General features: G+C 34.2%; 17 protein-coding genes and 1 riboswitch. Of the genes, 4 read left to right on the top strand and 13 right to left on the bottom strand.

The window, feature by feature from the left end:
- Positions 1 to 46: 46 nt before the first annotated feature.
- From ACNQF8_RS06330 to ACNQF8_RS06310, 5 genes are all read right to left on the bottom strand, one after another.
- The gene (locus tag ACNQF8_RS06330) at positions 47 to 1219 is read right to left on the bottom strand and encodes a trans-sulfuration enzyme family protein (RefSeq protein WP_417951227.1); all 1173 of its coding nucleotides are present in this window, start codon (positions 1217 to 1219) and stop codon (positions 47 to 49) included.
- Between the two features lie 66 nt (positions 1220 to 1285).
- Positions 1286 to 1711, bottom strand: a complete 426-nt coding sequence (locus ACNQF8_RS06325) for an OsmC family protein (RefSeq protein ID WP_417951226.1) — start codon at positions 1709 to 1711, stop codon at positions 1286 to 1288.
- Positions 1712 to 1858: 147 nt separating this feature from the next.
- Positions 1859 to 4273 carry a bifunctional aspartate kinase/homoserine dehydrogenase I gene (thrA, locus tag ACNQF8_RS06320; RefSeq protein ID WP_417953079.1) on the bottom strand — a complete coding sequence of 805 codons (2415 nt, stop codon included), beginning with the start codon at positions 4271 to 4273 and terminating at the stop codon, positions 1859 to 1861.
- A gap of 18 nt (positions 4274 to 4291) precedes the next feature.
- Positions 4292 to 5254, bottom strand: coding sequence for an alpha/beta fold hydrolase (locus ACNQF8_RS06315; RefSeq protein WP_417953078.1), 963 nt, complete (start codon positions 5252 to 5254; stop codon positions 4292 to 4294).
- A 78-nt stretch (positions 5255 to 5332) separates the two neighbouring features.
- Positions 5333 to 5470, bottom strand: a riboswitch (SAM riboswitch).
- 229 nt (positions 5471 to 5699) lie between these two features.
- Positions 5700 to 5909 (bottom strand): hypothetical protein, encoded by a 210-nt coding sequence (locus ACNQF8_RS06310; RefSeq protein ID WP_417953077.1) that lies wholly within the window; start codon positions 5907 to 5909, stop codon positions 5700 to 5702.
- Positions 5910 to 6671: 762 nt separating this feature from the next.
- On the opposite strand from ACNQF8_RS06310, the gene metK reads away from it, so the two are divergent.
- Complete coding sequence (gene metK, locus ACNQF8_RS06305; RefSeq protein ID WP_417953076.1) at positions 6672 to 7922, top strand: methionine adenosyltransferase; 1251 nt, start codon at positions 6672 to 6674, stop codon at positions 7920 to 7922.
- Positions 7923 to 8008: 86 nt separating this feature from the next.
- On the opposite strand, the gene ACNQF8_RS06300 is transcribed toward metK, so the two are convergent.
- The gene (locus tag ACNQF8_RS06300) at positions 8009 to 8134 is read right to left on the bottom strand and encodes a hypothetical protein (protein ID WP_417983470.1); all 126 of its coding nucleotides are present in this window, start codon (positions 8132 to 8134) and stop codon (positions 8009 to 8011) included.
- Positions 8135 to 8407: 273 nt separating this feature from the next.
- On the opposite strand from ACNQF8_RS06300, the gene ACNQF8_RS06295 reads away from it, so the two are divergent.
- Positions 8408 to 9832, top strand: coding sequence for a DUF4153 domain-containing protein (locus ACNQF8_RS06295; RefSeq protein ID WP_417953075.1), 1425 nt, complete (start codon positions 8408 to 8410; stop codon positions 9830 to 9832).
- Positions 9833 to 9886: 54 nt separating this feature from the next.
- Here the strand turns inward: ACNQF8_RS06295 and ACNQF8_RS06290 are convergent, their stop codons facing one another.
- The gene (locus tag ACNQF8_RS06290; RefSeq protein WP_417953074.1) at positions 9887 to 12589 is read right to left on the bottom strand and encodes a carboxypeptidase-like regulatory domain-containing protein; all 2703 of its coding nucleotides are present in this window, start codon (positions 12587 to 12589) and stop codon (positions 9887 to 9889) included.
- A 58-nt stretch (positions 12590 to 12647) separates the two neighbouring features.
- Positions 12648 to 13538, bottom strand: coding sequence for a GLPGLI family protein (locus ACNQF8_RS06285; protein ID WP_315208739.1), 891 nt, complete (start codon positions 13536 to 13538; stop codon positions 12648 to 12650).
- A 114-nt stretch (positions 13539 to 13652) separates the two neighbouring features.
- On the opposite strand from ACNQF8_RS06285, the gene ACNQF8_RS06280 reads away from it, so the two are divergent.
- Positions 13653 to 14444, top strand: coding sequence for a hypothetical protein (locus ACNQF8_RS06280; RefSeq protein ID WP_417953073.1), 792 nt, complete (start codon positions 13653 to 13655; stop codon positions 14442 to 14444).
- Positions 14444 to 15058, top strand: coding sequence for a deoxynucleoside kinase (locus ACNQF8_RS06275; protein WP_099713600.1), 615 nt, complete (start codon positions 14444 to 14446; stop codon positions 15056 to 15058). Before ACNQF8_RS06280 ends, ACNQF8_RS06275 begins: the two co-directional genes overlap by 1 nt.
- Positions 15059 to 15183: 125 nt before the next feature.
- Here ACNQF8_RS06275 and ACNQF8_RS06270 read toward each other — a convergent pair whose 3' ends face one another.
- The 5 genes from ACNQF8_RS06270 to ACNQF8_RS06250 form a co-directional block, all read right to left on the bottom strand.
- On the bottom strand, positions 15184 to 17643 hold the full coding sequence (locus ACNQF8_RS06270; protein WP_417953072.1) for a sodium-translocating pyrophosphatase: 2460 nt from the start codon (positions 17641 to 17643) through the stop codon (positions 15184 to 15186).
- Positions 17644 to 17754: 111 nt separating this feature from the next.
- On the bottom strand, positions 17755 to 18285 hold the full coding sequence (locus ACNQF8_RS06265) for an inorganic diphosphatase (protein WP_113637499.1): 531 nt from the start codon (positions 18283 to 18285) through the stop codon (positions 17755 to 17757).
- Positions 18286 to 18391: 106 nt separating this feature from the next.
- Positions 18392 to 18994 (bottom strand): DNA-3-methyladenine glycosylase family protein, encoded by a 603-nt coding sequence (locus tag ACNQF8_RS06260; protein WP_417951217.1) that lies wholly within the window; start codon positions 18992 to 18994, stop codon positions 18392 to 18394.
- A 100-nt stretch (positions 18995 to 19094) separates the two neighbouring features.
- Positions 19095 to 21578, bottom strand: coding sequence for a DUF5686 and carboxypeptidase-like regulatory domain-containing protein (locus tag ACNQF8_RS06255; RefSeq protein ID WP_417951216.1), 2484 nt, complete (start codon positions 21576 to 21578; stop codon positions 19095 to 19097).
- Positions 21579 to 21713: 135 nt separating this feature from the next.
- A complete protein-coding gene (locus ACNQF8_RS06250) occupies positions 21714 to 22694 on the bottom strand; it encodes a pyruvate dehydrogenase complex E1 component subunit beta (RefSeq protein WP_091204253.1) in 981 nt (326 codons plus the stop codon).
- Positions 22695 to 22964: the final 270 nt, after the last annotated feature.

The raw sequence follows: 22964 nt of genomic DNA, 5'->3' as shown, positions 1-22964 counted from the left end.
GACCTCAAATCTACAATCAAAAATCGGTATTCTGAAATCTAAATTTTTACGAAAGTGCCTGTTCTAAATCAGCAATTACATCTTTAACTGTTTCCAGTCCTACAGAAACACGCACTAGACCATCCGTAATACTCACCGCTAATCTTTCTTCAACAGTTAATTTACTGTGAGTTGTAGATGCTGGATGCGTAACAATTGTTCTGGTATCTCCTAAATTTGGCGAAAGCGAACACAATTTTATTTTATCTAAAAAGGCTCTTCCCGCTTCAATTCCGCCTTTGATTTCAAATGCAACGATGTTGCCTCCTAATTTCATTTGCTTTTGAGCAATTTCGTATTGCGGATGCGATTTCAAGAAAGGATACTTCACTTTATTAACCTGGGGATGGCTTTCCAGAAACTCAGCCACTTTCAAGGCATTTTCACAATGTCTATCTAAACGAATCGCTAAGGTTTCTAAACTTTTTGATAATACCCAAGCATTAAATGGAGATAAGGAAGGACCGGTAAGTCGAGAAAATAAATAGATTTTTTGAATCAATTCAGCATCACCGACAGTTATTCCGCCCAAAACTCTACCTTGACCGTCCATTAATTTTGTAGCTGAGTGTACCACTAAATGTGCACCCCATTTTATCGGTTGCTGCAAATAAGGTGTCGCAAAACAGTTGTCAATAATCAAAATCAAATTATGTTTTTTGGCAATAGTACCTAACAGTTCCAAATCGATAATATCTACCGCTGGATTGGTTGGAGATTCAGCAAAAAGAATCTTTGTATTTGGTGTAATAAAACTTTCAATGGTTTCTGGCTTATTAATATCAAAATAGGAGGTTTCAATATTCCATTTTGGAAAATAATTGATAAATAAAGAATGTGTCGCCCCAAAAACACTACTAGAAGAAACAATATGATCTCCAGATTTCAATAAAGCTGCCAAGGTTGAATACACTGCTGCCATTCCAGAAGCAAAAGCAAAACCTGATTCAGCACCTTCCATTTTACAAATTTTCTCTATAAATTCATTGGTATTGGGATTGCTGTATCTACTATAAATATTTCTATCCTTCTCCTCAGCAAAAGAAGCACGCATATCTTCGGCATCCTCAAATACAAAACTTGATGTTAAGTATAAAGGAACCGAGTGTTCTTGAAATTGTGTTCTTTCTAATTGGGTGCGTATGGCTTGAGTTTCAAAACCAAATTCTTGTTCGTTCATTTTATTTTTAGTTTAAAGTTTAAGACTTAAAGTTGTTCGGATATTCAAATCCAATCTTTAATTAAACTATAATGATTTATTATTCAAAACTACTTTGTAATGTATAGTCGCTGTTGGCTCTAATGTTTTAGAAACCGAACAGTACTTTTCGAAAGAAAGTTGTGCCGCCCTAGCTGCTTTTTCTTCATTAATAGGACCTTCCAAAAAGAAGACTACTGTAATATCCTTGAATGGTTTTGCTTCTCCTACTTGCACACGCTCTCCTTCAACCTCTGCTTTGAAAGAAGTGATTTCTTGGCGTTGCTTCTTTAAAATCGAAATCATATCAATGGCACTGCAGCCCGCAACACCCATCAATACTAATTCCATTGGACTTGGACCTTTATCGTCTCCACCAAATTCTGGTCGGCTATCAACATTTACTATGTGACCACGCTCGTTTTTTAATTCAAAGTGGAAATTGTCATTTACTCTGTTTAGTGTTATTTTCATTTTTCCCCTCCCCAACCCTCCCCACAGGGAAGGGAGCCAAGACTGGAGGCAGTCCCTTTTTTTAATAATTTATATTGCACGCAGATGAAACGGATTTTTGTTTTTTATATCTGAAATCTAAATTCAAAAATCTGCAATCTTAAATCTTTACCCTTTATCCGATAATCTCAAAATATCTCCAAAAACACCTCTCGCCGTTACTGCTGATCCTGCGCCTGCGCCTTGAATCACGATTGGTCTGTCGCCATACGATTCCGTGTAAATTTCGAAGAAAGAATCCGAACCTTTCAATCCGCCTAAAGCAGTATCTGATGGTACAGAAACCAGTTTCACTTCCAGATTTCCTTTATCATTTTGCAAATCGCCTGACAATTCACCTATGTACCTTAAAACGTGATTTGGCTTTTGTTCGGCTTTTATTTTAGCATAAATTGGATCAAATTCCTTCAATTTATTTAAAAAATCAGAAACATCACCTTCACGTAAATGTTCTGGAATTAAATTTTGAATACCAATTTCTTCAAACTCATTTTGTAAGTCTAATTCTCTTGCCAAAATCAATAATTTTCGACCTACATCATTCCCACATAAATCTTCTCTTGGATCTGGCTCTGTATATCCGTTATCAATTGCTTCTTTCAATATTTCACTAAACGGAGCGTCTTTTGCAGAAAAATTATTGAATAAATAACTCAATGTCCCAGAGAAAACGCCTTTAATCTTAGTGATATTTTCACCAGAAAGGTGCAATAATTTGATCGTATCTATTAACGGTAACCCCGCTCCAACATTGGTTTCATAAAGATAACTCTTTTGATTATCTGCTAATACTTTTCGTAGTTTTTTATAAAAACTATAACTTAACGTATTGGCCACTTTATTAGACGATATCAAATCAAAACTGCTTTCTGCCAAAGGAATGTAATTTTCAACAAATGTGGCACTTGCCGTGTTATCAATCGCAATCAAATTCTCCAAGTGATGCTCATTCGCGTAAGCAATTACATCATCGATAGTATAAGAAAAGCCATTATTTTGGATTTCATTTTTCCAGTTTGGAGTAACACCGTTTTTATTTAAAAGTACATTACTTGAATTGGCAATAGCAAAAACATTCAACTTAATGTCTTTTCGTTTTTCGATGGTTGCTGCCGATTCCAATATTTGGTTTATCAACGTACCACCGACTAATCCATGTCCGAAAATAGCGATATTGATTTTCTTTGAAACTCCAAAAATCTCACCGTGAATTACATTTAAGGCTTTGTTCAGTTGGGATTTTTTTACAACCAAACTCACGTTTTTACCGGTAACAGTATTATTAAAAAGAATTGGGACAATTTTATTTTTTATCAAGGCCGTATAAGGCTTGTGAAAAGTGCTCAAATCCTGGCCAATGATAGAAATCACCGAAACATTATCGGTTACCGTGATTTTATTCACATCTTTTGAATAGAAATCATTTTCGAATTCTTTTTCTAATTCGATCATTGCTTTAGTCGCTTTATCAGCGGCAACTACCAAACCAATTCCTCTTTCTGAAGAACCTTGAGAAATGATGCTTACGCTAATGTCATTGTCTCCCATCACTCTGAAAATACGTGCATCAACGCCCGTTTTTCCTAGCAATCCTCTTCCTTCCAAGTTCACCAAAGATACATTTTCAAGCACCGAAAGCGTTTTAATTCCTTCTTTGTTAGAATTAGATGTGATTAATGTCCCTTTGTTTTCATGATTGAAAGTATTCAAAATACGTAGCGGAATATTTTTTTCCAGTAAAGGAATAATAGTCTTTGCATGAAGAATGGTTGCACCAAAATTAGCCAACTCATTCGCCTCGTTAAAAGTCAAATGGTCAATTTTTTTAGCATCAAGTACTAAGTCAGGATTTGCGGTGTAAATTCCGTCTACGTGTGTATAATTCTGTAATTCGTCTGCATTTAAATAATTCGCAATCAAAGAAGCGGTATAATTACTGCCGTTTCTTCCTAAAGTAGTTGTGTCATTATTGTTGTTAGAACCTATGAAACCGGTAACAATATTCACGGTTGTTCCGTTGTTTTGTTTGAAATAATTGATGACATTTTTCTTCGAAATTTGTTCCAAAGGTTGCGCATCACCAAATTTAGAATCAGTTTTTATCAATTCTCTTGTATCGGCAAAACGGGCATTTATGCCATTTTCAACCAAAATAGCCGTGAGTAATTTTGCCGAAAGCAATTCTCCTTTTGATAAAATTTGGTCTTTTATTTTGTTGCTGTAATCGCCAATTAAACTTACGCCTTCAAATAATTTTTCTAGAACATTGAATTCCTCAGACAAATCTACGTCTTGATAATCGTCTTGTTGGTACTTTTTGAAATCTTCAAAAAGCGGTTTGTAATCTCCGTTTTTAGAAGCAATACTTAAAATTTCTTCCAATTCATCCGTAGCATTTCCTCTTGCTGATACTACAATTGCAATTTCTTCTCCTTGATTTACTTTATCGGTAATAATCGCAATCACTTTATTTATTCCGTCGCCATTCGATAACGATTTACCTCCAAATTTTAATATTTTCATTGTGTTGTGTTTTTTGGCTTAGAATATATCCTGAAGCAAATTGTCTAATTGTTTGTATTCTATCAAAAAAGCGTCATGTCCGTGAATGGAAACTATTTCCTGATAGGTAACATTATTTTTATATTTTTTTAATTCCTCGAAAGTGGCTTTATTTTCATTTGCAGTAAAAAACAAGTCTGAATTGATTCCGATGATATGAATATCAGCTTCAATTTTTGATGTCACTTCTTCGAATGAATTGCTGTTTCTGGTAATATCTATCGTTTTCAACAATTGATTCATCATTTTATAAGACGAAATTTGAAAACGTTTTTGAAGCTTTTTACCATGATGACTCAGCCAGCTTTCTACATTGAAAATGGCTAATTCCTCATTAGTAGTTCTCTGGAATTTTGCAGTAAAAGATTCGGGAGTTCTGTAGCAAAGCATGGCATGAATTCGAGCATCTTCAATAGGTTTTGAAGAATTTTTGAGAATTTGCTCTTGCAAAAAGCAATTGGCAATTAACCAGTCTGTCGATTTCCAATCGGTTGCAATAGGAATTAAATGTTGTGTGATTTTTGGTTCCAATGCAACCAATTCCCAAGCAATTCCTCCGCCAACAGAACCGCCAATAATGGCATAAAGCTGTTTGATTTTAAGAAAATGAATGCCTTCAATAAAAATTCTGGCAATATCTCTGGTATTAAAATCCGAATAATTTTCAATGATAGCATCATCAAAACCATTTCCCGGAACATTAAAAGCCAGTATTGTATATTTATTGGTATCGATGGTTTTGTTTTCACCAATTAAATCATTCCACCAACCTTTGTCTCCCACAACTTGTGAATTTCCAGTCAATGCATGATTTACCAAAACGATTGGAGCTGTATGTAAAGCTGGTCCAAAAACTTGAAAACTTAAGTTTATGGTAGCATAAAAAGCCCCACTTTCGGTGGTGAAATTTTGTAATGTAATAGATGTTGGTTTATTTTCCAATTTCAAATCTTTTATGATTTTTGATTTGTGTCTGGAAATATTAGAAAGAAAGCTAGAAGTGAACTAGAAGAATTCTTTGTGTTATCTTTCCTTTAGATTCTGAAATATCCCGAAGTTTCGGGACAGAATAAAGGTAGAATGCAGCACCTTCTTCGATAAATCGAAGGGTTGCTAAGGCTTCATCGGGTCTAATCCCTCTGCCTTTCTTTATAACATTTCAATACGTTTTTGAACTTAAAGGCACAAATTAACTACTATTTTTTTAAACATCCAAATTTTTATCAAATTGGTTCTAATTGATTTATTGCAAATTGACTTGAAAAAATCATACAGAATCATCATCCCGACAAAAGATAAAACAATATAGCATTGTTTTATCTTTCGTCGAAATCATAATTTGAGATTTACTATCGGCGATTCAAAAGCTAAAATGACTATCCCTTTTTTAAATAAAAAGTTCTTCATTTTCTTTTGAATACATTTGAAACAGTAATGAACTCGGCACTATTTTCTGCGCCAAAGGATCATTTTTTGATATTTCAAATCTTGGATTGGTCAATTCATTTTTTGAATCGTTTTCCTTTTCTGTTTTGGTTCTGATACTAAAGCCTTTTAGTAACCGTAATCTCTTCGGAAAATTTTTTAATGTGCTCATACTATTTGAATTTACGATGTTAGTTTTGTTTTAAATTATTTTTTGATTTCTGAAATGTTTCTATACTTCCAAACTAATCTGAATGAAAAAACCCTTTTAGATACGTATCCAAAAGGGTTTTAAGTTGTGCTATAAACTTATACTTTTGGAATCAACAGACACGAATGCACATAATGGCATTGGCGCAAATCATATTTTTGACTTTAAAATTATTTGTATTCTGGATTTTCAGGTTATTCATTCTATAATTAATCTTGTTATGTTTTCAACTAAATAGATTTCAAAAAAAAAACCTCCCATTTTCTTGGGAGGCTTTTGCTATATAAATTTTAATTTAAATTTAAGCAATAGACGACCCACAGGACTTTTCCTGAATGGCTTTTGACATATTACACACATTAAATTTCATCTTTCGTTTTTTGTTATAACAAATATGCTAACTATTTCTGAATTTTCCAAATAAGTTTTAAAAAAAACACAAAGAAAATCCAGCCTCACATTCCCTTTTATATTTATATGAGTAGATGAAAAGATTTATCAGCAAAAAAAAAGTTAAGATTAATTTGCAATTCAAAATGGTTTCATACATTTGCACCCGAATACAAGAGGAAAAATTTGAACTGATTGCAACCTCTTCATAATGAAATCAATTCATTATGAATACTGAAAATTTTTCAGTAGAAAAAATGCTAAAGCAGAAACTCTTCTTTAGTCCTTTTCAGCAATTATTTTTTCTCGCTTAATTTTAAAATAATAATTATTATGGCCTATTTATTTACGTCAGAATCTGTAAGCGAAGGACATCCAGACAAAATTGCAGATCAAATTTCGGATGCATTAATTGATAATTTTTTGGCATTTGATGCTGACTCAAAAGTAGCTTGCGAAACTTTAGTAACTACTGGCCAGGTAATTTTGGCTGGTGAAGTAAAATCAAATACCTATTTAGACGTACAACAAATCGCTCGTGACGTAATCAAGAAAATTGGTTACACGAAAAGCGAATACATGTTTGAAGCCAATTCTTGTGGAATTCTTTCAGCTATTCACGAACAATCTGCTGACATTAATCAAGGTGTTGACAGGAAAAATCCTGAAGAGCAAGGCGCTGGTGACCAAGGAATGATGTTTGGTTATGCTACTAATGAAACGGAAAATTATATGCCATTGGCACTTGATTTATCTCATAAATTATTGCAAGAATTAGCCATTTTAAGACGTGAAAATAACGAAATTACCTATTTGCGTCCTGATGCTAAATCACAAGTAACTTTAGAATATAGCGATGACAATAAACCAACTCGTATTGATGCTATTGTAATCTCAACACAACATGATGATTTTGACGAAGAAGCTACAATGCTTGCAAAAATCAAAAAAGACATCGTTCAAATATTAATTCCAAGGATTATTGCAAAAAATCCAACGCATGCACATTTATTCAATGATGCAATCCAATACCATATTAACCCAACCGGAAAATTCGTAATTGGAGGACCGCACGGAGATACTGGATTGACAGGAAGAAAAATTATCGTTGACACTTACGGTGGAAAAGGTGCTCACGGTGGTGGTGCATTCTCTGGAAAAGATCCAAGTAAAGTAGATAGAAGTGCGGCCTATGCTACACGTCATATCGCTAAAAACTTAGTTGCAGCGGGTGTTGCTGAAGAGATTTTAGTACAGGTTTCTTATGCGATTGGTGTGGCTAAACCAATGGGTATTTTTATTGATACCTACGGAACATCAAAAGTAAACTTGACTAATGGTGAAATTGCTAAAAAAGTAGAAGCTATTTTTGATATGCGTCCGTACTTTATTGAGCAACGTTTGAAATTAAGAAACCCAATCTATAGCGAAACTGCTGCTTACGGGCACATGGGACGTACTCCAGAAACAGTTACTAAAACTTTTTCTGCTCCAGGTGGAAACGAAAAAACAGTTACTGTTGAATTGTTTACTTGGGAAAAATTAGATTTTGTAGAACAAGTTAAAACAGCATTTGGATTGTAATTTTGGTTTTAGAACCTTAAAAATTTAAATCTAATACATATTCAAACCCCGAATTCTGTTACTGCGACTTCGGGGTTTTTGTTTGCCTATATGCGGTATTTTTCTTTACTTAGTAAAAAATAATTTACCAAAATCATGGCTAAATTCCCTTCTTTCCAAAGCGTATTACAAGCTTCACAAAAAACCATTTCCAGATTCCCGCTAGAAACCATACTAACGATTTTAGGGACGGTATTCGCAATTATACTCTCAGAAGAAAGAAATGATACAATAGAGAATTTTTATACTAAAAGCATCATGTGTTGCTCGCTGTGTTTGGTTTTATTTCTTTCCGTTAGTTTATATTTCTCAGCGACTCACAAAAACAGTTGGATTCGATTTTTAATCAGTCTAATACTTGGTGGATTAGTAACTGCTTTTATATTTAGCTTTTCGGAAAAAATAACAGAGGTTGAAGCATTGCAATTTTTGTACTTAATATTGCTTTGCATCTACTGGTTTCATTTGCTGGTTTTTTACCAAAAGCCTATGAGCAAGATGAATTCTGGGAATTCAACAAACAGCTTTTTCTTCGTATTCTAACCGCTAGTTTGTATAGCGTTGTGTTGTATTCCGGATTATCCTTGGCTATTTTAGCGGTACACCATTTATTCAATGTAGATTTTTATGACACAATATACCTACACCTATTTTTTATCATCGCAGGGGTATTTAATACGATATTCTTTTTATCTGGCGTTCCTGAAACCAACAACGAATCGTCTCCTCATATTTTAAAATATCCAAAAGGTCTTAAAAATTTCACTCAATATGTTTTGCTTCCATTAATCAGCATTTATTTGGTGATTTTGATTTGTTACGAAACAAAAATTTTAGTCACACTTTCTTTACCTGTGGGCTGGGTTTCTAATCTCGTTTTGGTTTTTGCCATTTTTGGAATACTTTCTTTTTTACTAGTGCATCCTATTGCCGAAGAAACTGGAAATCTTTGGATGCGAACCTTTAACCATTGGTTTTATTATTTATTAGTCCCGTTATTGGGATTGTTGTTTTGGGCTATTTTATATAGAATCCACCTATACGGATTCACACATGAGCGCTATTATGTATTGGCATTATCAATTTGGTTAACCATTGTAGTAGCCTATTTTATAATCAAAAAAGAGCCTAAAATAAAATTTATTCCTATCACGATGTGCATAACGGCTTTGCTTACCATTATTGGACCGCAAAGTGCAGATTCTATATCCAAAAACAGTCAGCTTTCCAGATTTGAGTCCTATTTGCAAAAAATAGAAAAGGAAAAACTCACTTTTGAACAAGAGCAAGATTTAAGCAGTATTGTTGATTTCTTAGAAGAAAACTATGGTTTAGAAGCGCTTCTTCCATTTACAAAAGACAAACTAACTGCCTTGATTAAAAAGGACAAAAACCCAAATTCCTCCCAAATCATGAAAGCACTGGGACTCGATTATCGCGCTCAATATGACCAAAAAATAAACAACAACAACAACGAGTATTTTTATAATTTTTACGAAAACAACAATCAAAATATAGAAAACATTCAAGGCTATGATGTGTCTTTTTCCATTGCAAATAGCGAAGATTTAGAATGTACCGAATGTATTACAATCGACAATAAGTCCTATTCTATTATTTCTACTAAAAAAGAATACGGAGTAGACTTACAAATCAATCAGGACATCGTTCCGTTGAAGATAGTCGATTTTGTCAGCCAAACTCCCGATTTTGATTATAAAGAAAATTGGAACCACAAGATTACACAAAAAATTGAAACTCCTAAATACACGATTTTAATATACTATATAAACGTAAGTGGTAAAAGAAAAGGAAATAAAAAAACGGTCGATCAGTTCCATATCGATGTATTGGTAGGAATTAAAAACTAAAAAAAAGCCTTTGAAGAATGAACTTCAAAGGCCTTTTATCTTCTGGCAAATCTACTACAAATTATACTTTAAAGAAAAAATTACATACCGAGGCTGAACGGTGTATTGTGAGGTTCTGGTTGCAAACTGACTGAAATTATCGTCATTTAATGAGGTTGTGTTCAATAAATTAGTTCCGCTTACTTTATATTCTAACTTGCTGCCTTTCTTTTGATAAATTAAACTGGCGGTTAAGAAATCATATTCATTATCGACCGTTTTAGTGTTGTTATAATAATGATAAAACTCATATTCAGCAACAAAAGAAAAACTCTTTAAAAAGAAATAATCCAGTTTAGCAAAAGGCTTTTCTGTGTAAAAAGTAGCATTATTATAATCGTTGGTTACAATATTATATCCCAACTCTAAATTAGGCATGTTTTTATAATTCGTCGATGCTTTCAAAGTATAGTTTTGGGTAAAACTCTCGTTTGTTGACAGCACATTATTCTGGATATTATTAAATTTAGACCAATTGAGAGAGGCCCCCAAAGAGGCTTTATAATTTTTCAAAAAAGAACGTCCATAAGAACCATTTCCTGACAGTGTTTCATCTGCAAAATCAGAATTAAATGGAGATGACGTTTGATTGACTCCGTTGAATACTGCTCGAGTTTTTATCGCATCAACTCTTCTGGAATAATTGACAAAAGCGGTAATGTTTTCAAAATTAAACATGTTGTATTTAAAGTAGCGTAACGAATGTACTTGTGCGGTGGCGTTCTCTAAAAGTCGATTTCCTCTGGTCAGGCTGTTGTAATTTGACAAAACAAATCCTTCAGCCAGTTGATTGATATCCGTAAAATTATTGGTGTACGAAAAATTATAGGTTAATGTTTCCGCTTTTTTGATTTGATAAATCGCTAAGAAATCAGGTAATGCTCTAAAGAAATTTTGACCATTACTGCTTCCTAATTGCTCATTTGTCATAGTATAGGTATGCAAACTTACTCCTGGTGTAAAGGTGAATTTCCCGCTCAAAATCTTATAATGTAATCCTAAAAACGTATCATTGAAATTGTAATTCACATCATTTGTATTCGCTACATCGTCTAAAGTATTGACCGTTTCGTTATCTAAAATCTGAAAAATATTGGAATTGAAATTTTGATGGGAGTACGTATTTCCTAAAGTAACATTGATATTACTTTTTGGTGTAACCATGTAATAATAATCCAATTTAGCGTCAATCTTACTGGTTTTTACAAACCGACTTTGATTGATGTTATTTCTGTTTTGACCAGAAATATAATCAGCTAAATTAAAAGGTTGCGATTGCAAATTAGCATTGTAAAAAGGATCTTCCTCTTGGTACAAATGTTGCATTTCGAAAGCAAAAATATTTTTATCGCTTTGCGTATAATATAAACTCAAGTTCTGATTTACCGAAATTGGGTCTTGTTTTTTTAACGTATTGATATTTTCAGTTGTAGCATTATTGCTTACAATAGATTCTCTTAAAAGTGAATTATTCTCATCTTGCTTGGACAACTTGGTCAGAACATCATAATCAAATTGAAGCCTCGCACTTGGTTTATAACTAGAACTCAATTTGAACAATCCTAAATTACTTTTTTGATTTGCTATTTCCTGACGATTTTCTGTAGAAAGAATTTCAGAAGAATTAGGCTGTAAAATATTCGTTTGTGATTTTGTTTCTAAATCTGTTTCTGAAGAGGAAAGGATTCCAAAACCGCTTAACGTCCAAGCTTTATTTACATTGTAGGAGAAATTTGTAGCTCCAAACTTTGTCTCAATTTCCTTGGCTCTATTATTTCTTAAAAGTGAAATTCCTAAATCATTCGAAGACACATTAAAACTGGAACCCCCTTTTTGCATCATTCCTCTAAAACCGCCCGTGAATTTAAAATAATCCTGAACTGTTAATGGCAATTCGCCAATATTATTAAAATTTGTAATTAAATTGATACTGTATTTTGGACTGTAATAAAACAATTTTGGATTAATCAAATAGCGACTTTCCTCATGCGCCACTCCAATTCCAGCGGTCATATCCCCAAACCAGAAATTTTTCTTTCCTGATTTTAGTTTAATGTTCATCGCAACATTATCCTGATTGTTCTCTACTCCTTTTAACGCACCAATTTCGCTGTAGTTTCTCAATACTTGGATTTTATCAATGGCATCTGCTGGAATATTTTTGACGCCTAACTTAGTATCGCCATCAAAAAAGTCTTTACCCTCTACCATTAATTTGGATACTTTTTTCCCTTCAACTTCGATTTCGCCATCAGCGTTAACCTCAACTCCAGGTAATTTTTTGAGAATATCTTCCAGTTTCCGTTCTGTTCCAGATTTGAAAGAATCGGCATTATAAACAATAGTATCACCTTTTATTGAAACCGGCATTTCACGTACAATTTCAACACCATCCAATTCAATTCCGCCTTCTTCTAATGCAATATTTTTAATGCTGTTTTCTGAAGTTGTGGTAATTTCCAGCTCTTTATTCTGCATTCCCAAATAACTGATTTTTAAGCTATACGTTGTATTTGGTTTTAGATTAAGAAGAAACTTTCCTTTATCATTTGTTATGGCATAAGAATCCATAGCTTTTGTGGCTTTATTTACTGCCATCACATTGGCCATTTCAAGACCAACTGTTTTTGAATCGGTTATGAGACCTTCTAATTTAACGGATTGTGCAAAGGAAATTGAGGTAATAAAAAACAGTGCAATTAGTATTGTATTTTTCATTTAGAAATTATGGATGAAATCTATAGTATTGGTTTTAAACTCTAATTTGGCTTATTTTTTATCCTCCAATTCTCATTCTCATTCCACCATTTCCGCCACGTCCTTGATTCATCTCTCTGAACTCTTCCATTTTTTTCAATACGATTTCGTCAAACTCTTTTTGAGTGGTTACTTTTCCTTTCGTTGCCGCTTTTATTTCGGTTTTAACTTTAGGATTCAGAACTACTTTTGAACATAAAATAACCGTTTTACCATCATTTACTTCTAATATTAAACCTGGCAATCCCCAGTAGTTTTCCGGCCCTTGATTGACTGGAATTTCAGGAGTATACCAAGCTGTAATTATAGTTTCTTTAGGCATATCCAATTCATCCATAAGATTCGTTTTCTTTGCGGCATCAGCTGGTTTTGTAGTTGCGGCATCTTCTTTTTTTGGTCTGAAATTTCTAAAATCTGTTTTGCTTACAGGACGCACCGCAGTTGCTTTAAAACAATTGTAACCACCAATAACTCGGGTTTCACCTTCCATTTTCCATTGTAAATTAGGCAATGAATCTTTTACAAGAAACTCTTTCCCCATGAACTCTTTATCAACGGTATATGATTTGTCTTTTACATTTTTATAATACGTTCCGCCACCACCGGTCATAGACATCATCATTCGCATTCCTCCGCCACCTTGACCGGGAGCATCGAGTTTTTCTTCTTCTTTATATATTGATGCCGATTTATCAAAATTAAGAATGAATGTTTTTTCGAACATTTTTTTCATTCTTTCCTCAATCATTTTTTGCATATCCGGAGTCATCTCCTTATTGCCTTCCATTCGCGTTTTAAAATCGGAGGTGCTGGTTTTCGATTCGTAAACTGCCATTCCTTGAAATTCCTGAGCGTGAAGTCCCATGAATGATGCGACTGCTAATACTAATGTGAAAATTACTTTATACATACTATTGGATTTTGATAAATAAGACTGAAAAATACTATTTTTGTTACAAGTATTCTGTTAAAATAATAATAAGACAATCATAATTGTATAAGGTTTAATTGTAATTTCGCTTTCATGAAAAAATTAGTGCTTTTACTCTTTATCGCCTCGTTTTCAGTTGTATTTAGTCAAAACCAAAAACTGACTCCCCTTAAAATTGATTCCATTCGTTTTGATGGAGATGCGTTTTTAGGATACGATTCATTTGGTTTTTATTACACCATTAAAAACAATGTTTTTTCTAAAATTAATACGCTAGATACTTTAGAATATAAAAATATTTCTTTGGGTAAAATCACCAAAGTTGACTTGCAAAATCCACTTAAAATCGTTTTGTTTTACGAGAATTTCAACACTGTTATAGTATTGGACAATCAATTGAATGAAACCCAAAAAATCAATTTTTCAGAAAATACAATTCCTATTGTGGCTACTGCAATTGGAATAGCTTCTCAAAATCAATTGTGGGTTTACAATACCATGAATCTGCAACTGGGACTTTATGATTATTTAAGTAATAATTACAAGACCATTTCAGTTCCTTTTACAGAAAGCATCAAGAGTTATTCTTCAGATTTCAATGTCTTTCATTGGGTTGACAATAAAAACAACTGGTATGTATGCGACATTTTTGGAAAAATAATAAGTAAAGGAATAATTCCTGATTTTGATTCCATTGTAATTATCAATGAGAATCAATTTTTTTATTCTAAGGACGCTGTTTTGATTTTATATGATTTAGAAAAAGGTAAAAAAACTGAAATTGAAATTTCAGAAAAAACGTTTAAAAAATTCTATTACAAGGACCAAATTTTATCTATTTTTACATCAGCAGGAATTACAAATTATAAAATCACAATACCGTAATGCACATAGCAATAGCAGGAAATATAGGTTCCGGAAAAACAACTTTAACTCGATTATTAGCGAAACATTTTAAGTGGGAACCGCATTTTGAAGATGTAGTTGACAATCCATACTTAGACGATTTTTACCATCAAATGGAACGTTGGTCGTTTAATTTACAAATTTATTTCTTGAATAGCCGTTTCCGTCAGGTGATGCAAATTCGCGAAAGCGGTAAAAAAATCATTCAGGACCGAACTATTTATGAAGATGCACATATTTTTGCTCCTAATTTATATGCAATGGGTTTAATGACCAATCGTGATTTCCAGAATTATTCTTCTCTTTTTGAATTAATGGAATCTACGGTTAAAGCTCCTGATTTATTGATCTATTTAAGAAGTTCTATACCTAATTTAGTGGGGCAAATACACAAACGTGGCCGTGAATACGAAAACTCAATATCTATTGATTATTTGAGCCGTTTGAACGAACGATATGAAGGTTGGATTCAAACCTACGACAAAGGAAAATTATTAATTATTGACGTTGACAACATAAATTTTGTTGACAATCCAGAAGATTTAGGAAATATTTTTAACCGTATCGATGCTGAATTGAACGGGTTGTTTTAGAATCCTCTCCTCTCCCGAAGCTTCGGGACTCTCCGAAGGAGAAGAATTAGAAACTGGAGATAAAAACACATATAAACATAAATGCCTCGCAATTGCGAGGCATTTATTATTTACAAGATTTTTAATTACTTCAAAGAATCAATCTTAGCCTGAACTTCTTCATCAGTTCCTTCAAAAGTTTGAATATCTACTTTTCCGTTAACACTTGTTTTAATAGTAGCTTTTACTTTTCCGTCAACATTTATTTTTTCGATAGAAACTTCTTTAGACATCATATGATTTGGCATTACAGCTGCATTCATAAATTTACACGTTTTACTGTCACATCCTTGAGCAATACACTCTTCTTTAGACATTGAAGTACACATTTCAGTTGTTGCGCAACAGGCTGCTTTATTAGAAATTGTATGACTTCCGTTTCCTAAAATTGGAGCAATTACTAAACCTATCAAACACGTCAATTTAATTAAAATATTCATCGACGGTCCAGAAGTATCTTTGAACGGATCTCCAACTGTATCTCCAGTAACCGCTGCTTTGTGCGCATCAGAACCTTTATATGTCATTTCACCATTAATCATAACTCCTGCTTCAAAAGATTTTTTAGCGTTGTCCCAAGCACCACCTGCATTGTTTTGAAAAACAGCCCAAAGCACACCAGAAACGGTAACTCCAGCCATATATCCACCTAACATTTCTGCAATTAATTGGTTGTTATCTGAATACACTAATTTCCCTAATAAAACAATCGCAATTGGGAAACCAATAGTCAAAATTCCTGGTAACATCATTTCGCGCAAAGCAGCCTTTGTAGAAATATCGACACATTTTGCATATTCCGGTTTTCCGGTTCCTTCCATAATTCCGGGAATCTCTCTAAACTGACGACGTACTTCATACACCATGTCCATCGCAGCTTTACCCACAGAATTCATTGCCAAAGCAGAGAAAACTACCGGTATCATTCCGCCCACAAATAACATGGCTAAAACAGGCGCTTTAAAAATATTGATTCCATCAATTCCTGTAAACGTTACATACGCAGCAAATAATGCCAATGAAGTTAATGCCGCCGAAGCGATAGCAAATCCTTTCCCCGTTGCTGCTGTTGTATTCCCTACAGAATCCAAGATATCAGTTCTGGTACGCACTTCTTTTGGTAATTCGCTCATTTCAGCAATTCCTCCTGCGTTATCGGATATTGGTCCGAAAGCATCGATTGCCAATTGCATTGCTGTTGTTGCCATCATCGCCGAAGCAGCCAAAGCCACACCATAAAATCCTGCAAAAGCATACGATATCCAAATCGCAGCCGCAAATAATAAAACCGTTGGAAATGTAGAAATCATTCCTGTCGCTAATCCTGCAATTACGTTTGTTCCTGCTCCGGTTGAAGATTTTTGAACAATTGCCATAACGGGTTTTGTACCCAATCCTGTATAATATTCAGTAACAGATGAGATAACAGCCCCAACCACTAATCCGACGATTGTAGCATAGAAAACGCGCATCGATGAAATTTCTTTAGTCCCTTCTCCAAAGAAATCCATTTTCATGGTTTCCGGCAACATGTATTGTACTAAGAAAAAACAAGCGACAGCCGTTAATAGAATAGAAACCCAGTTTCCTATATTTAACGCTTTTTGAACATGTGCTTCTTTTGCATTATCATCCGTAATTTTCACTAACATCGTTCCGATAATAGAGAATAAAATTCCAAAACCGGCGATTGCCATCGGTAATAAAATAGGTCCTATTCCGCCAAAAGCATCTTGAATATTTCCGCCCATATCTTTGATAACATAATTACCAAGAACCATAGCTGCTAAAACTGTCGCAACATAAGAACCAAATAAATCGGCTCCCATTCCGGCAACATCACCCACATTATCACCTACATTATCTGCAATTGTAGCGGGGTTACGAGGATCATCTTCGGGTATTCCAGCTTCTACTTTTCCCACTAAATCAGCACCAACATCAGCAGCTTTTGTATAAATTCCGCCACCAACTCTGGCAAACAAAGCAATAGATTCTGCTCCAAGAGAAAAACCGGCCAATGTTTCCAGAACAATGGTCATATCTTCTGTTGAAGTCCAAACTCCATTCATAAAAAAGTGAAAGAAGAAAATAAAGAAAGTGGTCAGCCCTAAAACGGCTAAACCTGCAACTCCTAATCCCATTACGGTTCCACCGCCAAAAGAAACTTTTAATGCTTGCGGCAAACTCGTACGTGCAGCTTGGGTAGTTCTAACATTTGTTTTTGTTGCTATTTTCATTCCCATATTCCCCGCTAAAGCAGAGAAAAAAGCTCCAAAAATAAAAGCAACTACTATTAATATATGTGTAGTAGGGACGATAAATGAAATTCCGGCTAAAACAACACTTGCTCCAATTACAAAGAAAGTCAATAACCTATATTCTGCTTTTAAGAAAGCCAAGGCTCCTTCGTAAATATAATCTGAAATCTCTTTCATCTTACCGTCACCCGGATCTTGTTTTAAAACCCATGCACGTTTTGTAAACATAAATGCCAGTCCAATAAATGCCATGGCTATTGGCAAATAAATCATTATTGTATTCATAATTTTGGTTTGGTTTTTGGTTAATATTAATAGTGTAACGAAACGAATTTAAACAAAAAAGCAATACTCTTAACAGAATATTGCTCTTTTTGTAAAAATTATGATGTAAAATTATTTAATACTAAATAATCCCTCTGGTTTATTTTCAATATCATTAAAACGCTTTGTACATTCTTTGATAATGGCGTACGCTTCGTTTACATCGCCCCAACCACCAACATCGACTGTTTTGTTTTCAAGATCTTTATAAACCTGAAAGAAATGTTCGATTTCTTTTAGTAAATGAGGATTCATGTCTGACAAATCGTTTAAAGAGTTCCAGATTGGATCTGAAACCGGAACACAAATTACTTTTTCATCCGGTCCTTTATCATCTGCCATGTGGAAAACACCGATAGGTTTTACTTCCATTACACATCCAGGAAAAGTTGGTTCGTTTACCAAAACCAAAACATCTAATGGATCTCCGTCTAATGCTAATGTTTCTGGGATAAATCCGTAATCAGCCGGGTACATCATGGAAGAGAATAACATTCTGTCAAAACGCATTCTTTTTATTTCGAAATCATATTCGTATTTATTTCTACTTCCTCTTGGTATTTCGATTAAGACATCGAAAGTTGTTAATTTGTCTGCAGTCATTTTAGTTTTTCTTATCTATATTTATGGGTGCAAAAGTAAGGAAAGTATCCCTTTTTACAATAAAAAATTCATGTTATCTCTTGATTAAATTTTAACAGTGAGTACTTTAGTAAACCACGGTCCTATTTCGTCTCTTTAAATAATGATGCCACAAAAGATAGGTTGCATAAGAACGATACGGACTCCATTGTTTTGCATGAATTTCCATAGCATCTTTATCGTGAATATCCAGCAATTCCTTTATGGTGTTTACGACCGCAATATCTCCTAAAGGCAATAAATCAGGGGATTCCAGACAAAACATTAAGTAAATATCAATGGTCCAGTTTCCTATTCCTTTGATTTTGATGAGTTCTTCGCGTACTTGATGAGCCGTTTTGGCTGGTAAACTTTCTAAATCTAGCTCTTTATTTAATATCGCTGTTGCCAAAGCTTTGATATAAGACGTTTTTTGTCGGCTTACGCCAAGATTCCTAAATTCCTCGTCCGATACGTGAAGAAGAATTTCAGGAGCTATGGCTTTTTGACTGGCTTTTATTTTTAAAAAAGTGGCTTTAGCAGAATCGATAGATACTTGCTGTTCCAAAATCAACAACACCAAAGTCTCAAAACCTTGTGGTCGTTTGGGAATGGTTGGCATTCCGTATTCTTCAATGATTGACTTGAAAATGGTATCTTTTTCTAAAAGGTAGTCGATAGCTTCTTGCATAATCTGATGTTTTGTTAGCCCAGATGGAAACGACATCCTTTTTTATAAGGCGATTTTTCTTCGCCTTATAAAAAGATATAGTGTACAGCTGGAATAGCTCCTAAAAATTAAACCCGAACGATCCTTTTACAGTAAAACGATTCGTGTCGGGCGTGTTGAGATAATTGCCTCGCCAAGAGAAATCGATGCGGAATACTTTGAAGATATTCCCGATTCCGGCGCTGTATTCCCAATAGCCTTTTTCAGGTGCATTGTAAATTAAACCCGATGCATTAATCGCTCGATTTTCATCAGAAATGGTTCCATAAACCCCTTTTACAGATACAATTTCTCTCCAATTGAGTTTACGCATGAACGGAATTCTGGAAAAAATTCGGCCATTGAAATTGTGATTCCACTGCAAAGTAGCATACTGGTCTGACACAAATTCATAGAAATTAAGGTTGCTAAATGTGTTTTCGATTGTAAAATAAGTCTGATTCCCAGGAATAACGCTCAGCAATCCTAACGGCACTTTCCCAAAGGTTTTCCCCACTTCCATAATAATATTTGTTCTTCCTAAAGGCCCTATAATTATGGGCTGTTTGTAATACAATTGTACTTTATCATATTTAAAATCACTGTTCAAAAGCCCTTTGAATCCATGACTGTAATTAATAAAGAAACGACTAAACGGACTGTCAACATTGCTTCTTTCAACCCCAAAACCTATTGTTTTTCGCTTTGGCGAATACTCAATCTGAAAGTTCGCTTCGGATTGTTTGACATCACTTTTAGTAATCGAGTTTGCTATATCCGTATAATAATCTAAACTAAAAGTTGGCGATGCGGACTCCAGCGTACGGTACGAAATACCAGCCTGGAAAATTAAATTTTTAACGGGCTCCATTTCTATCGCCATATTGGTCAAATTGATATTAGTCAATTTCCCGTTGCTACCGGACGAAAACACGGATGACGAAGCAAAACTTCTGCCCAAAACATCGTTGGTAGTGGTTAAACTGGCGCCTATTTGTTCAATGTCACGCCTATTTCCTCCGGACAAAATGATTCGGTTTTTCTTGTCGACCATCCATTTTCCCGAAAGTCCGTATTTGAATTTATCATCATCAAATCCATACGCCGTGTAGGCTTGAATACGCCAAGGATCGTTAGGTCCAAAATAGGTTCTTCCTCCTACTCGCAATCGCACTCCTTCGACTTCATTGTATCCAAATGTGGAAAAAACAGGCCCATAATCGAAGTTTTTAAACTCCACATAACCGCTTCCAAGAATAGAAACCAAACTATACAATCGCTTAAACTTATCTACTGTTTGCAACGTGTCAAGCATTTTATAAACGCCTAATTCATCCTTGCTTAAGTTCTCAAAACGATTTTCATTCCAGTATTCATCAGATTTATTGTAGACTTCGTCATCCATATAATTGACCTCATCCTTATAAAAAGCTACTGGTTGCTCCTTATTAAATTGATGATTTCTATAAAAACTAGTTCGTTTTCCATAAACGCCTTTTGAATTTTCTTTTTTATTCAAAGCAAAGTCCGACATCAAATAATCCTTCGTCAATAAGAAAACCGAATCACTTAATACTTCAAATTCTTGTTCTAAGTAAATATCTTTTACCCAGTTGATATTGGCACTTTTAGTAACCGCCATATTTATTTTCTTGATGGCAAATGTGGAATCATTCACCCAGAAATCCCCTTTGAAAGTCAATTCGTTTTTACGTCTTGGATAAAAAACAATATTATAACACCATTTATTGTCAATATACGCGCTGTCTTTCAACACATAATTATAAACATCAATCCCTGTTTTAGATAACGGACTGGTAAAGCTTTTGTCAAAAAAAGTCAAGTAATTATTATAGATATTATAATCGGAATACAAGTCTTTTACAAAAGATAAAATCTGTTGATTTCCATTAAAACCGGACGTTTTATTAGCTTTTATTTTCTCTTTTACCTTTTTTAATTTGTTGTCTCCATAAACATCATTGAGTGATTCATTTATAAAAATAGGCAAATAGGTTTTCCCGGTTACTCTGGAAGTGTCCATTTGATCGAATATAAATTCCATCCCTTTAAAAAGCTTGCTTTTCATAAAAGCACTATCAATAGAATTCATGTCAAATTCTATTTTTTCATACTTTTCCATCTGGTATTGATCAAACTGATACAACCCATTTTTACGTTTTCTTTCCCAAATTTTCCTAAGAATGTCTAGCGCAGGATTATTTTTTTTGGACGTTTTACCAGCAAAAACAACTACTTCGCTTAAGCTTTCGGCTTCGCTTAACTGAATCTTGAAATTATAATTTACGGGTTTGTCTAAAATAATTTCCTTCTCAGAAAAACCTACTGAAGATATTACTAAAGTGGTATATGTTTTTTGGGATTCTAGATAGAATCGACCATCTTCATTGGTAACAATTCCTTCGCTGGAATCTTTGAAAACCACATTAGCGAATGGAATGGGTTGATTTGATTTATCCAACACAACACCACTCACTTTTGTTTGTGCAAAAACAGCAGTTGCTGATACCAACAACAGCAGGAAAAACAAGAGATTCTTTTTCATAATCATTCAAAAAAAAAACTTCATCAAATTAAATAATTGATGAAGTTTCAAATATAGGTATTTAGACATCTAGATTATTTGAAATTTAGACCGTCGACTGTTAAAGTTTATCTAAAAATCAAATTCTAAAAAAATCTATTTTTTATACATTACTTTTTTAACCGCTTTAACAACATCACCTGCATTTGGCAACCACTCTTTCAATAATACTGGAGAATAAGGTGCTGGAGTATCTGCAGTTGTGATACGTTGAATAGGCGCATCCAAGAAATCAAAAGCACGTTCTTGAACAATATAAGTAATTTCTGAAGCGACACTTGCAAAAGGCCAAGCTTCCTCAAGAACTACTAATCTGTTCGTTTTTTTAACCGATGTTAAAATCGTCTCATAATCCATAGGACGTACCGTTCTCAAATCGATAATTTCACAAGAAATTCCTTCTTTGGCTAATTCGTCAGCAGCAATATGAGCTTCTTTAATAATTTTTCCAAAAGAAACGATTGTTACATCCGTACCTTCACGTTTGATATCAGCAACTCCAAGTGGAATAGTATATTCACCATCTGGCACTTCACCTTTATCACCATACATTTGTTCTGATTCCATGAAAATTACAGGATCATTGTCACGAATAGCCGCTTTCAACAAACCTTTTGCATCATAAACTGTAGATGGAACTACCACTTTAAGACCTGGAGTGTTCGCAAACCAGTTTTCTAATGCTTGTGAGTGAGTTGCTCCTAATTGTCCTGCCGAAGCTGTTGGACCACGAAAAACGATTGGCACATTAAATTGTCCTCCGGTCATTTGACGCATTTTGGCAGCGTTATTTATAATTTGGTCAATCCCCACTAAACAAAAATTGAACGTCATGTATTCCACAATCGGTCTGCATCCGTTCATAGCTGATCCTACTGCAATACCAGTAAAACCAAGCTCTGCGATAGGAGTATCAATAACTCTTTTCTCGCCAAATTCAGCAAGCATTCCTTTAGATGCTTTGTAAGCACCATTATATTCTGCAACTTCTTCACCCATTAAGTATATGGACTCATCGTGACGCATTTCTTCGCTCATCGCTTCGCAAATGGCCTCTCTAAATTGTATCGTTCTCATATTATATGTTGTATGTGTCTATTTTTCGAAAAGCAAAAATAAATATTTTATATCACTTAAAAGCATAAATTACCCTAAATTAATTCAGGATTTACTACGATAATTTTCAAGAGCTATTTCCGGTTATCCGCTGTATCTTCCTGTGGCTAAAGGAGCCACAGGAAGGATGCCGCTGCTATCCGGGCTACGAAATCGTAATAGTATTGAAAAATATTATGCATGCATAGTATATTATTCAAATTAATATTTTAAATTTGTAAAAGAAATTAC

Origin of the sequence: Flavobacterium labens (assembly GCF_048286755.1) — a bacterium.
In the GTDB taxonomy this organism is placed as follows: domain Bacteria; phylum Bacteroidota; class Bacteroidia; order Flavobacteriales; family Flavobacteriaceae; genus Flavobacterium.
The sequence above is the reverse complement of the archived record's forward strand: the minus strand, read 5'-3'. Positions and strand labels throughout refer to the sequence as shown.

Excerpts from the sequence above, each read along its gene's own strand:
- ACNQF8_RS06330 (WP_417951227.1), bottom strand. The coding sequence starts at position 1,219 with ATGAACGAACAAGAATTTGGTTTTGAAACTCAAGCCATACGCACCCAA.
- ACNQF8_RS06325 (WP_417951226.1), bottom strand. The coding sequence starts at position 1,711 with ATGAAAATAACACTAAACAGAGTAAATGACAATTTCCACTTTGAATTA.
- thrA (WP_417953079.1), bottom strand. The coding sequence starts at position 4,273 with ATGAAAATATTAAAATTTGGAGGTAAATCGTTATCGAATGGCGACGGA.
- ACNQF8_RS06310 (WP_417953077.1), bottom strand. The coding sequence starts at position 5,909 with ATGAGCACATTAAAAAATTTTCCGAAGAGATTACGGTTACTAAAAGGC.
- metK (WP_417953076.1), top strand. The coding sequence starts at position 6,672 with ATGGCCTATTTATTTACGTCAGAATCTGTAAGCGAAGGACATCCAGAC.
- ACNQF8_RS06300 (WP_417983470.1), bottom strand. The coding sequence starts at position 8,134 with ATGGTTTCTAGCGGGAATCTGGAAATGGTTTTTTGTGAAGCTTGTAAT.
- ACNQF8_RS06290 (WP_417953074.1), bottom strand. The coding sequence starts at position 12,589 with ATGAAAAATACAATACTAATTGCACTGTTTTTTATTACCTCAATTTCC.
- ACNQF8_RS06285 (WP_315208739.1), bottom strand. The coding sequence starts at position 13,538 with ATGTATAAAGTAATTTTCACATTAGTATTAGCAGTCGCATCATTCATG.
- ACNQF8_RS06280 (WP_417953073.1), top strand. The coding sequence starts at position 13,653 with ATGAAAAAATTAGTGCTTTTACTCTTTATCGCCTCGTTTTCAGTTGTA.
- ACNQF8_RS06275 (WP_099713600.1), top strand. The coding sequence starts at position 14,444 with ATGCACATAGCAATAGCAGGAAATATAGGTTCCGGAAAAACAACTTTA.
- ACNQF8_RS06270 (WP_417953072.1), bottom strand. The coding sequence starts at position 17,643 with ATGAATACAATAATGATTTATTTGCCAATAGCCATGGCATTTATTGGA.
- ACNQF8_RS06265 (WP_113637499.1), bottom strand. The coding sequence starts at position 18,285 with ATGACTGCAGACAAATTAACAACTTTCGATGTCTTAATCGAAATACCA.
- ACNQF8_RS06260 (WP_417951217.1), bottom strand. The coding sequence starts at position 18,994 with ATGCAAGAAGCTATCGACTACCTTTTAGAAAAAGATACCATTTTCAAG.
- ACNQF8_RS06255 (WP_417951216.1), bottom strand. The coding sequence starts at position 21,578 with ATGAAAAAGAATCTCTTGTTTTTCCTGCTGTTGTTGGTATCAGCAACT.
- ACNQF8_RS06250 (WP_091204253.1), bottom strand. The coding sequence starts at position 22,694 with ATGAGAACGATACAATTTAGAGAGGCCATTTGCGAAGCGATGAGCGAA.